Source organism: Pseudomonas yamanorum (assembly GCF_900105735.1).
GTDB lineage: Bacteria > Pseudomonadota > Gammaproteobacteria > Pseudomonadales > Pseudomonadaceae > Aquipseudomonas > Aquipseudomonas yamanorum.
Genome location: NZ_LT629793.1, coordinates 2,570,333 through 2,583,302, shown reverse-complemented (window position 1 = coordinate 2,583,302; position 12,970 = coordinate 2,570,333). Strand labels below are relative to the sequence as shown.

Below are 12,970 nucleotides of genomic sequence, written 5' to 3'. Positions count from 1 at the left end.
CGTGGCAGGCGCCTCTTTCATCACTGCTCGATGAAATAGTACGGCTGACGGTTAATCGCCATCTCCTTGACCACTGTCACCGGTACGTTCAGCCGGTCAGTATTGTCCACCAATGCCACGTTGCCGGGCTTGGCCGCGAGGTAGCTCTTGAGTTCTTCCGGCGTTTGCAGAATCGTCAAATAACCCTGCATGTAAAACACCCCGGCCCCGGCGATTCGCTCGTTGGCCTGATACAGCACCACCTCTTTGCCCTGCGCCTGCATCGCCTGGATCTGGCTGATCACCGGCACAAACGACTGACGCACATCGGCCTTGGGTGCGAACCAGAAGGCGGCAATCAGGTAGCAGGCCACCACCATGGTGAAGAAGCCACCCACCAGGCCGCGGCGGTGGCCATAAACGTGCTCGGCAACGTTGGAAACCTGCCCGCGGCTTTTCAGCCAGCCCAGCAAGACGCCACCATACTCGGCGGCCAGCACTGCGCCGGCGGGCGTTAGTGCCATCAGGTAAACCGTGCGCTTGCTGGAGGCGAGCGTCAGCAGGGTGAACTGCGCCACCAGCCACACGCTGAAAAACAGCCGGTAGCGGTTGCGCACCAGGCTTTTACGGAAGTGCCACAGCCCCAGGTACACCAGGATATTCCAGGGCAAAAAAGCTTCAGGCAGTTTGACGATGTAGTAATAGAACGGCTCGTAGTGACCGGCTTCGACAAACGAACCGCTGAAGCGCCCGACACTGTTGGTCAGCAGCACTTCACGTACTGCTTGCAGCCCGTCGCGCTGGTACAGGAACCCCAGCCAGATCATCAGCGGCACCAGCGCCAGCAGCGTGAACAGCCCGGGTTTGATCCAATCGCCGAGCTTGAACCGTTTATCCATCAGGCTGGTGCTGGCCAGATAGACGAAGATCACGACGCCCGGCATGGCCAGGCCCAGTACACCTTTGCTCAAGGTGGCGATGACCATCCCCAAGGTGAACAGCAACCAGGTGCCCAGGTTGGAACGGTCGCGCTCCGACTCGGGGCGGTTGGCCTGATAGAACGCCAGCAGGGCCATGGTGACCCCGAGGGTGAGCAGCGAATCTTCACCCACACCGCGTACGTTGCTCCAGTAACTGGCCATGGTCGCCAGCATCAGTGCCGCGACAAACGCCAGGGTCTTGGGCCGGCCAAACTTGCGCAGCATCCCGTACAGCAGCATCACACTGAACAGCCCGGCAAAGGCTGACGCCAGGCGCACTGCCCATGTGGTACCGCCAAACAGCCGGATCGCCCCGGCGTCGAGCCACAGGCTCAGTGGCGGTTTCTCCAGGAAGGGTTCACGGAACAGTCGCGGCACCACCCAGTCGTTATCCAGGTGCATGGCCATGGCGATCCCGGCCACACGGGCCTCGGTCGAGCCTTGCAACTCGTGATTGCCAAGGGCGAAGAAGAACAACAGCGCAGTAAGCAGGAGCAGCAGAGGGGCGGAACGCGTCATGGATTCTGGCTACCGGGGCAGGGGACCGTTCGGGGGAACAGTCCGGGCAATCGGTGAGTATACGAGGGGGATTCTTAATAATTCGTGAATGAGTGTGAGGTTTTTGTGGGGTCAGGGTTGTTTCAGCAGTGGCCAATGGGTTAGCCAGCGTTTGGAGGTGATGCGTTGTTGGTAAATGGCGTGTTTCTCTTCGACAAAGCGGTGGGTGGGCCTGAGTTGCAGATTGAACAAGTCCTCCAGGCCAAGTGGCGCTGAAACTTCGCATACGTCCGCTGCGGTTCTTCTGACGGCGACTGCGGTGGCGGTCTCCGGCCAGAAGCGCATGGCATCGCTGGCGTCGCGATAGGGCGCATCGCCGTTTCGCAGGTGCATGCGGGCCTGGTTTTTAACGGACCAGTCGATGGAAGGTTCTGCTGCATGTAACAGGGCTTCGAGGCGGCGGTCTTCGCTGGGGTTGGTGCAGGTGGGGTCGAACCACAGTACGTCGACGTCACTCGTCAGTGGCGATAGCGCGCGACCGTGCAGGTGATCCCACACGGCGTTACGTACAAAGCCGGCGCCGATCCAGCAATCGGGGAGCGCGAGGGCGCGGACGACGTCCAGCAAGTGCCAGCGCAAAGGATCGCCCCCGATCAGCATCTGCACCATCGCGTGATGGTTATGCACTCAAGGCATCTTCAAGCTGGCAAGTGCGGCTTTACCCTTGGCCGACAAAACAGGCGCCAACTGCTCCCAGGTGAAGCTCAGGTCATTGTCGCAACCGTCGCCATTGGCCGGTGTCGACAGCTTCATGCCTTGAGTGTCGAAGCTCAGGTCGAAGCTCGAGTAACTGGTGATCGCCGGGCAACCTTCATCGGTGGTGGTTTGCTTCTCCAGCCAGGCGCTGAATGTAGCGGGCAGTTTCAGATGGCCGGAGTAAGCGTCATACCATTCCTGGTGCCCGCCGAGCCAAGTCCATGGATCGACGCTCTCGCCGGTTTGCAGGTTCCAGGAATGCAGCCCCCAACTGATACCCCTGGCGCCCGTACCGGCGGCCCATCGGTAAAACCTGACGGTGATCCACTGGGATGACCAGTACGTGGGTTCGACGCTGATTTCGCTGGTATAGGCTGCGCCGTTGCGCCCCAGGTATTCACGTCGTTCGCTGAAGTAGTCGGCTTGACCATCGGCGCTGATCGCCAGGCTCGCCAACTGCCGGTTGATCTTCTGAATTGCCGGGCTGTCGCCCTCAAGCTTGAGCGTCACCTGGGCGCCTTGGGTCTTTAGCTGGTAGCTGTGCCCGGCGAAGGATTGCTTCTGCGTCTTGACCGGTAGGGGCGCGGCTTCCATGGGAGCGTTATACGCATCGCTGGCACAACCTTCGGGCGGCGTTGCCACGCGCTGCAATGCCAGGGACAGTGGATTGCCGCCCTTGGTTTTGCTCCAGACGCCCTTGAGCGAGTCGCCCTGTGGCACCTCCAATTGCCAGACACCGCTGTTGCCTTCTTCGACCCAGGGAGCATCGGGTGTTTCCTGGGTGAGCTGGATCGGTGTCAGGAAGCGCTGATAGTAGTAGCTCCCGCCGGTGTTGGGCGCGGCGTTGAAACAGGCGGTGATCGTCGTCTTGCCGAGCGAGCCTTGCCAGACCCCAGCGAGGTCGGCGTTGGCGAGCGTGGAGAGCGTGGCGAGGGCCAGGAATAAACAGGGCTTGAGCATGAGGTATCGGACTTCCGGTTGTCTGATAGAGGCGAATTGAGGTGGAGCTGTGCTGGGCACGGGATGGAGAAGTATCACAACCATCCTCAATAGAAAAAGGTGACGGATTTATTTTCGAAGAAAATAACCCGCTCACCCTTTGGTTACTTTTTGGCGCTTTCCTGCTGAGTCGCTATTTTTAATACTCGGAAGCTGTCCTTCCCTGCGTTTTCGAGTCTGCTGTTGGCACAAGAATGTCCAGTGCGCGAGTTACCAGCAACTCACCCAGGACGCTCAATTGCTGGGTGGCCAGAAGTTTATGGCGAAAGGCTCCGTCAAGTTCGAAAGCGAGGTCAGTAGTAAGCGCGTTTAGTGAGACGAGGGTTTCGCAGGCCTGTACGAGCAGGGTTTCTGGGTCGATGCCTTGAGCGATGCAGAAGATATCCGTGCAGGATTGGCTCGGGCTCGGAGGATTGGGACTGTTCTTTTTCATGAGTGCAACTCCTTGATTGGTGGAGTCGCCAGACATCGCTGCTAAACGAAAAGGGTGGCGACCGTACGCGGGTTAGCAGACCAGGAATCAAGGAACCCAGCGCACTCGAAAGTGCCCCACGCACAGCCGCCATAACGTGGACAAGCGGACGCACGATGCTTCGCTTGGACAGATGGTGGCATTGCATGCCTTGATATTAACCGAGCTGCTAAACCCGGTCGCTGATTTTGCAGCGACGTTTCAAGGCTAGTCGTGTCGATTGATGAGCACCAGTTCACCAAGGGCGCGATGTCTTGCGGGAAAAATCCGAAGGTTCATTCGGCGGTGTGTTTTCAGGAGCCCAGAAACAACAAAACCCGTACAAGGCGGGTTTTGGTGGTGCTTCGTATATGGTGGGCCGGGGTAATCTGAATCAACTTAGTATGTTGTTGATTTAAAATAGATTGATCAGATATGAATTCTTGTTGGAATACCGATAGGAATACCGCTCTAAATCTTTTCACCATCGCTGGATTCATATTTAAGGATCCCGTCATTCTGTGTGATTCTATGTTTTTTCTGTTAAGAGCTCATTGAAAACAGAGGTGGCTGCGCAAAGCAGATGGACTTTTAAAGCATTCCTAAGCGGCAAACGATGCCGAGATGGGGTAACAGGTTGCTTTTTATCTGCTGAACTCAAATGTACCGAAGCGTTGTGGGGCATTTATTTTCTTTCATTAGGGCGGAGCGACGATGTCTCATAGAAATGGAGCGGAGGTCAGCAGGGAGTTTCAGTTTCCCGCTGAGAGACTTGCCCAACGCTCCGAGTGCATAGATGTGCTGTCCGCCTGAATTCCTTCCCCCTCAGCCTAGGACAGCCAAAACGAAGCGCGATGTGCTGACCTGAAAATCAGTTTCGATCGGGGCATCAGCTGCCATCCCGCATCACGGTTTGAATAAATAGAGTCCCTAGATGCGGAAATGCTACTCAACGTCCCTACGGATCATCTGAAAAAGCCCTGAATTTGCAAAGCAGTCGCTCTGTAACCCGCAGGATTGCTGGGGTGAATATTTCAAGGGCTGGCTTTTTCAGGCCATACCTAGAGAGAGTATCGATAGGTTGCGAGGTGAAGGTCAGGGGGCCACGGTGATCACCAATGTCCACCGACTTATCTTCGGGAGCCTTGATGGAATCCTGTCTGGATCAGGTAGGCCTTCCGTCGAATATGGTACGATGGGAGAATTTTTGTGCTATAGCGATTAGGCTATAAAAAACGAGTTATTGAATGTTTAGATATTTCGGGTCTAAGGCCTCAACGGCGCCGGTTGTTGCTGATATAGCTTTAGATGGCTATAAAAATGCCACCGTTGCGGATGCATTCGGGGGGCTCGGTAATATCGGCGCTGAATTCAAAAAAAGAGGGTGTTTAGTCACAGCCTGCGATTTGCTGCATTTCCCCAATGCATTTCAGCACGTAAGATTAGTTTGTGATGCTCTGCCGAACTTCAGCAGAGTTAGGAAGTTTCTAAGCGTGAGTTCGCAAGAGGGTTTGTTAATTCATCTGAATTCTCTTTGTTCTGATGAGAGTTGGTTTGTAAAAGAGTACGCAGAAGTACGTGGTTTTTTTACGACCGAGAATGCAGCAAAAATAAGCGCTGTTTGGTTAGAGATTAAGTCTTGGAAAACTCTTGAGCTTATTGATGTTGATGAAGAAAAGTTTCTGATCGCTTCCTTGTTGAATAGTATGGATGCTGTTGCGAATACGGCGGGCACCTATTATGCCTACTTGAAAAATTGGGACAGGAAGGCATTGAAAACATTCAGTTTTGAATGGTATCTGGGATTTGTCGAAGGGCCTAGAGGGGTAGCGGTAAGAGGTGATGCCCTTAATTATCTAAGTGATAAGGCGTTCGAGGTCCTTTATCTTGATCCTCCCTATAATGGACGAGATTATTCTAGATATTATCATCTTCCTGAAACTCTGGCTAAGTTCGAAGAGGTTTCAGTTGATTCAAATAGCAAATGTGGACAGCCTGTTGTACGTTCGACAATGGGCAGCCAAATAAGAAATGCAATGAGGTTGCCTTATCTCTTGGATCTTATTAACTCCGTTAGTTGGGAACGCTTGGTGGTGCAATACGCAGATGGAGCTCATATTTGCCTAAATGAGTTAGAGCGAGCTCTGGTCACGCAGGGTACTCTCAAGGTACATGAAATTCCTGCTTTAGGATATCAGTCGACTAATGGCACAAGGCAGCAAATGCATCATGTCTTCATCATTAACAAGTGATCCTCGCTGCCTACCCGACGCTCTTTGTAACCCTCAGGAGCTACTTCCGTTTGCTCGGGTAAAACTCATAGCCTTTGATCTGGATGGAACGCTTATATCTAGCCCGCGCGAAGTCTTGGGCGAACGCCTCATCCATTTGTTTGGGTTGCTGAGCGGTCCGAGTAGAAATGTTCGATTGACTCTCGCTACAGGCAGAACTCTTACCGGCGTGTCTCCAACAGTTAAGCAGCTAGGAGGGTTTAATCGAGTTCCGTTAGTTTTATATAATGGTAGCGTTGTTATTGAGCCGGAAAGCGAAAGTTTGGTCACTCATACAAAGATATCAGAGTGTTCTATTGTTCAAATATTGAAAATAGTACAAGGCCTGTCTAGCGTTTCGTTATTTATATATACGGTAGACCCTGAGGCAAAGCTGATAAATGATCTTTCATCTATTGAAAGTGTTTTTTATGTAGGGGCGCCTCAGAGCAAGCCAGAAAGGGACTTCAATGGCATGCCAGTAAAGCTTTTTTCGGATATGAATCTTGCTAGTGACAAAGTGGTTGCGGCATTGATGAGCGCCACGTTGAGCGAGCAGAAAATAGCGCTAGTCAACGCGTTGTCCAGCGTGTCAGGGATTTCGGTCACTGCAAGTGGATCTACATATGTAGAAATTCGGCCGGAAAAATCTTCCAAGGCAATTGGATTAAAAGTTCTCTGCGATAGATATCGCATTCTGCCCGAAAATGTACTCGCGGTTGGCGATAACGACAATGATGTTGAGCTATTATCATGGGCAGGAATAAGTGTAAGTGTGAAAAACTCATCTGATGCAGCAAGGGCATCAAGTAAGTTTTACTCTAATCAAGGTGCAGGTAACGCCGCAATTGAGGTGCTCGAAATTGTTCGGCGCGCCCAACGATTATTCGGAAGGACACGGAAGGCATGATTAGTAAAATGCGCGCAGCAAAGGATCCGATACTCAAATTGAGAAGTGATGCTCAGTCTTTTTTTATATCGCCTTATGATTTAGAGAAACGGCTGGAAGCGTTAGGAAGTCATTTGGGAATAGATAAAATCGGTTTGCAGGTTAAAGTCCTAGATGTCGAATATGAGTGGGGACTATGCACTGGTAGTCCTGCCATCAGACATAGCCTAGATGGAGTCGGAACGGATCTCGCCCTTTACGTCGGTGATTCTGCACAGGCTACCGAACTCAGTGTTCAACAACAGCTTCATCACCTCATAACGGCGCTTGTTGATGTATGGGGGCGGGAATATCGGAAGCATGGTGCACTCAACATGCAAGCATCCGATGCAGAAGAAATGCTATTGGAATCACTCTTGCCAATGTCTATTCTTCATGGAGTTGTTGAGTTTTCCGTAATTTACATAGATTTAGATAATTTTAAAAATGTGAATGACCAATCAAGCCATAGCGAAGGCAATAAAGCGATCAGGCTCGTTTATGGAGAGATGCATAAGCTGTGTAAAGACTTAGGTGGGCTAGCATTAATTGATGGGGGTGATGAGTTTTTGTTGGTTTTACCTTGCGATCAGGCAATGGATGTAAGTTCCCGGCTTTGGGAGCTTAAGAATCGTGTTGCAGAGTTTAGCTTCGGAGCTAAGGATTTTCGCATAGGTATGACCGCAGGGGTTGTTACTAGAAGCTTGGATGAAATAACTCGTGACCTTTCTTCAATAAAAGACATCTGCGAAGAACTTACTAAAGATGGAACTGTTCAAAAGAAAAAGCGACGCGGTACAATAAATTTTGAAAGAAGACAGCCGGCCATTGATGATGAATACAGTTATCAAGCAAAGTTGAGTAACTATCTGAAGTTAGGGTTGTGTCTTTCGAAAAGTCGAAATAAGATTGAAAACTGCTTCGCAGACGAGCGCCTAAATCTAATAGTAAAAGAGGTTAGCCTTCTCTCGGATAATCCACCTGATCCGGCTAAAGTTAATGATGCTGTTTCTGCGGTTTTGACATGGTTTGGTGCAAATCTTACTAAAGAATGTGACGAGCTTTCGCTGCTCACACGATCCGGTCCTGCGTCAGAAATTTCGCAAGGCGCAGTTACAGTCGCTATTTTGCATGCCTTATCTCAAGCCGCTGTTAAATATTCTTGGTCTGACGTCTCAGATGACACACTGGCGCTCAACTGGAGTGATAGTTCTGGGTTGTGCGAGGTCATATTCAATGGGGCACCGATTTGGGGAGGAGTTGAAGCAGAGGTAGACGGTTCTTTGAATTTTGGTAATTTAGTTTCTAACGGTGAATTAAATAAATTCGAAGGTATAGCCGTAGGGGTTCAAATAGGCTTCGATCAGATTCCGAGAACTCCCGGCGGCAGAAAACTACCGGAAGATTTTCTGATCGATCATGTTCGTGTAGACGTTAGGCCTAAAACGGGTGGCGGGCTTCCCGATTTTTGGCAGGCGGCGCTGGCACAGGTCGTTTCTGCACTGGATAAAGCTAATAAACCTTCAAAAATTATTATATGGGGCGAAGATGTCGAAACTACCGAGATTTATAAACGGTTGACGGATCCCGAGTCATGGACAAATGACGAAATCGCTAGCCTTACTGGCCTTACTACTAATGTGGTTCAGGATCTAGCCACGCGTCTCCACGAAAATGTTTTAGTGGTAAAGAACGATGAGGAGTTTCTTGAAAGTCTTTATACTTCCTATCAGGCTTTTTATGGAAGTACAGTAACTATCGCTAGTGATGCCCGGGGCGAAGAACCTTCGTTACAGCGCCCTATGGTAAAAGCAGTGCCTTTAGAACAGAGTGAGGGAATCGTTTGCACCACTGCGAGAGTCGCGTATCCGCTTATTGTAGATACCCTGCGTAAGACTAATGATGTCCGGTTGGCGACAGATGATTCTGGGCAGGAGCAAAGAGAGCTAATAGCATTTAAGTTAAAGTTGACTAATCCTTCAGAAGATAAGGTCCCAGACTACCTTGTTCGTCAAAAGCAAAATTTGAACGAGTACGCTAGTTCTGTCCTTTTGTTAGAAGGCGGAGTGATAAGAAAAGAGTTGGATAAGGATTCTCAGGTTTTAGCTTATTGTAAGTACTTGGCTAAGTATGTGCGGCAAGTTCACGCGCCACGCTCAACTCGTAGAGCATGTTTGGTCGTTCCTCATGTTCCAGACGATAAGGGAGAACCTCGCCCTCTTGGTTTGATATCAATTTGGTCAACTCCCAGATTCTTGTCTAACTCCGTTGTGCTCGATTTTGTATTCGTTTGGCGTACAGTCGAAGCGTTTATTGGGCTGCCTTACAGTTTGTATGGTTCAATACAGTTGGCTGAACAGTTAACTCAAAAAGTTGCAGAGACTGCAGGTTTAGGGGTAGACACAGTCAAGCTTGGAGAGTTGAATTACGTTGCTCTGAGCTTGCACATCGGGAGCGACGAGTTTCATACGCGGGTTGCTAAACAAATTGTAGATATGGCTAGCGACTGATGGCGACGTTTATTGTTGGTTATAAGCATGATGATCCCCCAAATGCTTCCTTACTCACAATGGACTTTAAAGTCGTTAATCATAGCGCCAATTTTTCGCTATGGAAATGCATTGGCGATATTACACGTGAGCAATTTTTGGAGTTGGAGGTAAGAGGGTATAATAGGATTTTTGAATCCTGTTTTGTAGTTCAACGCTTACAAAGTGCGCATCGCCAAGAAGTGATCCATTTATTGTTTTTTGAAATTGCTGGTGATACATATAATGCGACCATTGATAAGGGAATAAATGTCGGCTGTTACGAATCTCTTTATGAAGGGGCTCGTAAACTATGCGCATTTCCTATTAAGAACGTACTTGATTTTGGCTGCGGACCGGGGACAGTACTCGCTAGTGCTGTATACCGGAATCTTGATAATCTTCTTGGGTTTGATTTTGTTCAAGAAAATCGCGACTATGCAAGTGCGATAGGTCTGGAGGTATTAAATGAACAGCAATTGGATGCGCTTCAACTTGAGTGCTTTGATTTAGTGGTGTGTTGCTATGTGCTGCATTACAGATCAGTGAGTGCAGAGATAATAGCTAAGGTTTTCGACCGTATACGAGTGGGCGGTATATGGGCGGCCAACTTCCATAAATCCCAGGGGGTTATATGGTTTTCGGAGTTGCTATCAGTCTATCCGAATGCTGAGATTATAACTTCTCCTTCGGTGTTTGGAGATATGATGTACGTACGAAAGGTTGGTGAGGAATGAGCAAGCGAGATACCTCCGAGCGACGGCCACTTGTCAAAGTGATTGATGAGCATACTGGAAAATCTGGTACATGGTTTTCCAGGTCGGTATTGGCGAAAATAGAAGCTAGAGATAATTTTATTTGCTCTTCTGCTCAGTTTGATCGTGTAGAGGCGCTAGCGCTACAGGCTGAGCTTAATCCTTATATTAATCCTCACCCAAGTTCCTTATTTCCTAGCGCGGAGGAGCTCTTGTTAGGAGAAGGGACTGTAATTAGTGACGGTCTTGCGCAGACTGATGGAGATACAGAGGGAGAAGAAATATTACTCCAACTTCTACCTTACTGGATTCAATCGGAACAAAAATCCTATACTGGAAATAAGGATGTTGAGGTTTGGGGGCAAGTGTTGCTCGGGGCTTATGATATAAATAGTCGATTTCCTTCTTTGCTGGAGCGAGTGCGTAGCGCTAAGAAAAGAACATCATCTTTGCTTAACTCTAGAACGACCCAATTTTCTCGTTCTGCACATTACATGGGATCCAAAGCTTTTTTTGCTCCATATCTTTCCGAAATTATGCACACCCTTCTTGCTTCAGACACGGTAGTCATTGATCTAATGTGTGGGTCAGGGGCAGCGTCGGGATATTTTAGTCGTGAGTGGGTTACTCTCGCGTCCGATGCGCAGGAGTTTTCGAGATTACTTGCAAAAGTGCAAGGGGGAGGCTTCGATGCTCAGCGAGCACTGAAGGTAGCCGATGAAGTTTTAGTATTGGCTCGCTCTCATTATGAGAGCCTTCCTGATTACGTCAAGGCTAATATAGATATTGAGAATGACTTTTTAGCTTCCGAATTGTCTCCTTCAGTTAAAAGTCAGTTGTATAAATGGATTTCTGAATACGCTAGGATCAATAATTCTAAAATAGAAACGGCGCAGACCATTTCTGATTTGGTGGCTGAACGGCAGATTGATAATCACACTGCTCCATACCTTTTGTTCAGCACGTATTATGCGAATCTCTTCTTTGGAGTCAGGCAGTCAGCTGAAATTGATAGTTTACGTTACGCTATTGATCAGCTCGAGGATGAGGAGGAGCGTTCATGGGCTTTAGGTGCACTATTGTGTGCCACTAGTTCGTGTGCATATTCATATGGCGGTCATTTTGCGCAACCTAAATTTGATGGTGTTGACGAGGCGCGCTTGAGCTTGCTTGCGTCTGATTTAGTCGTATGTAGAGGGTTATCGATTTCGCACGAGTTTTTTGTGCGGCTTACAAGTTTGGGGGAGGAAAGCTCTAAAACTCGTTACGGAGTAAAGTCGGTCCCTGGTCCTTGGGAGAATGCCGTTAAAGAAGCTGAAAATGATCTTGCCGGTAAATCAGTCTGTGTCTACCTAGATCCACCTTATACGCGTGATGAATATAGTCGTTATTATCACATCTTAGAAACGCTAGTAAGATATGACTATCCTGTTGTTCAGGACAAGGCATCAATGCCTAAGAGAGGTGATGCTGGTAGGTTTGCATCATCATTTGCGACTAGAAACACTAGGCTGATCGAGGATTTAATTGTTGATATTATCGAGACGTCCTTGAGTAAAGGTTGGTCTTGCCTATGGAGCTACTCAAGTGTTGGAGTCGCGTCAGTTGAAAATATTCTTGATCGTATATCTACTGGGGGAAGGAAGATAGATGTGTTTGGCATGGGGCACTCATATAAGGGACAAGGAAAGCATAAGTCGAAAGCTGTAAGAGAGTATGCGATTTTGATTAAAAATTAACTTGCTCCATTGTGTATGTGTAGCTCCCGTAATGCTTATTGCGGGAGCTTTTACTTTTAATTGGTTTATTTTTTTGCAACTGTTTCTATGTAAATGTCACGATTTGAAATGCTAATTAATTTCACATAACAAAAAAACTCTGCTGCGCGAATTTTCAAACCGTTGCTTACAAGCTTTTTTAGAGAGTGTATTTTAGGTGGTGATGTCAACTGCATCGCTTGATCATCCTGTTTTTTTATCTCGCTTTTGATTTTTCCCCTAGAAGAGCTATTTTGGGCAAGTGACTTGATCGAGTCTTTCTTGGAGGTAGGACACGATTCGCCCTCTTTGTTTATGCTCAGGTATTCGGTTAGTATAGTTTGAAACTCGCTTTTTATAATGTCTGCGTCTTCTCCTTCATGAAGCCGATTTATTAGGCGTCTTGCTTTTCGAGACACTTCAATGTACATGTTTCCCACCAGCCTGTGCTGTGATACTTGTTTTTCAAGACCTAAAAAACCAAGTATTGCCGTGGATACGCCTACTAATAATGAAATGGTTGAAATAAATAAGGCTTCATAGCCAGAAATTGGTGTGATAGCTTGAAATACGTCTTTTATGGCTTTGGATGCAATAATGGCTGTCCCTATTACTGAAAAAAGACCAAGTGCTATTCTTCTGATGTTTTTACGATCTGCAGCGATAAAGTGTCTATCTTTTCCGATTTTTGAGTCTACTTCAAGATTGGCCAATTCTAGGAGGAGGTATTTGTTTCTGTCCATGATTCTCGACTCGTTCCAAAGTGTTAATTAGACTGTTTATGGTTTTTCTTCTGTTTTCGAAATCGGGTGAAAATTTATAGCGGTAAATTTCTCGGCGATATCGAACAACTCAGTATGGGGATTTCTAGCGTCAGCTTATTATGTTTTTAGGCTTAAAGCGAGTTTCAGCATTGAGAGGGTAAGTTTTCAACGCTGGCGTGAAGTAAGCTATCATATATTTTTTGGCTAAAGAGTTTTCAATTTGGTGTGTGTGAAGGCGGGCCAGTATGATAGGTTTGTGGCTGATGATGTGAGCGAGCTAGTCGCTTTTGTGACTCGCGATAGCT

At 48.3% G+C, this 12,970-nt stretch carries 10 protein-coding genes; 5 read left to right on the top strand and 5 right to left on the bottom strand.

The features are described from left to right. Positions 1–20: 20 nt before the first annotated feature. The 4 genes from BLU46_RS12430 to BLU46_RS12415 all read right to left on the bottom strand — a co-directional run bounded on the left by BLU46_RS12430 (position 21) and on the right by BLU46_RS12415 (position 3,645). Positions 21–1,478: an ArnT family glycosyltransferase gene (locus BLU46_RS12430; protein WP_093202063.1), complete on the bottom strand. Its 1,458-nt coding sequence runs from the start codon at positions 1,476–1,478 to the stop codon at positions 21–23. Between the two features lie 111 nt (positions 1,479–1,589). Continuing rightward, a complete protein-coding gene (locus BLU46_RS12425; RefSeq protein ID WP_093202060.1) occupies positions 1,590–2,126 on the bottom strand; it encodes a nucleotidyltransferase family protein in 537 nt (178 codons plus the stop codon). 18 nt (positions 2,127–2,144) lie between these two features. Next, positions 2,145–3,173, bottom strand: coding sequence for a hypothetical protein (locus tag BLU46_RS12420; protein WP_093202056.1), 1,029 nt, complete (start codon positions 3,171–3,173; stop codon positions 2,145–2,147). A 178-nt stretch (positions 3,174–3,351) separates the two neighbouring features. Beyond that, positions 3,352–3,645 carry a DUF6124 family protein gene (locus BLU46_RS12415; RefSeq protein ID WP_093202051.1) on the bottom strand — a complete coding sequence of 98 codons (294 nt, stop codon included), beginning with the start codon at positions 3,643–3,645 and terminating at the stop codon, positions 3,352–3,354. Positions 3,646–4,910: 1,265 nt separating this feature from the next. On the opposite strand from BLU46_RS12415, the gene BLU46_RS12410 reads away from it, so the two are divergent. From BLU46_RS12410 to BLU46_RS12390, 5 genes are read left to right on the top strand one after another with little or no spacing between them, the layout of a single operon-like run. After that, on the top strand, positions 4,911–5,915 hold the full coding sequence (locus tag BLU46_RS12410; RefSeq protein WP_093202047.1) for a DNA adenine methylase: 1,005 nt from the start codon (positions 4,911–4,913) through the stop codon (positions 5,913–5,915). Continuing rightward, the gene (locus BLU46_RS12405) at positions 5,893–6,843 is read left to right on the top strand and encodes an HAD-IIB family hydrolase (protein WP_157721296.1); all 951 of its coding nucleotides are present in this window, start codon (positions 5,893–5,895) and stop codon (positions 6,841–6,843) included. The genes BLU46_RS12410 and BLU46_RS12405 overlap by 23 nt, the downstream gene beginning before the upstream one ends. After that, positions 6,840–9,371, top strand: coding sequence for a diguanylate cyclase (locus BLU46_RS12400; protein WP_093202043.1), 2,532 nt, complete (start codon positions 6,840–6,842; stop codon positions 9,369–9,371). Before BLU46_RS12405 ends, BLU46_RS12400 begins: the two co-directional genes overlap by 4 nt. Further along, the gene (locus BLU46_RS12395) at positions 9,371–10,126 is read left to right on the top strand and encodes a methyltransferase domain-containing protein (RefSeq protein WP_093202038.1); all 756 of its coding nucleotides are present in this window, start codon (positions 9,371–9,373) and stop codon (positions 10,124–10,126) included. The genes BLU46_RS12400 and BLU46_RS12395 overlap by 1 nt, the downstream gene beginning before the upstream one ends. Further along, positions 10,123–11,883: a DNA adenine methylase gene (locus BLU46_RS12390; RefSeq protein ID WP_172834532.1), complete on the top strand. Its 1,761-nt coding sequence runs from the start codon at positions 10,123–10,125 to the stop codon at positions 11,881–11,883. The genes BLU46_RS12395 and BLU46_RS12390 overlap by 4 nt, the downstream gene beginning before the upstream one ends. Before the next feature lie 65 nt (positions 11,884–11,948). Here the strand turns inward: BLU46_RS12390 and BLU46_RS12385 are convergent, their stop codons facing one another. Beyond that, positions 11,949–12,644, bottom strand: a complete 696-nt coding sequence (locus tag BLU46_RS12385) for an SLATT domain-containing protein (RefSeq protein WP_093202033.1) — start codon at positions 12,642–12,644, stop codon at positions 11,949–11,951. Between the last annotated feature and the right edge of the window lie 326 nt (positions 12,645–12,970).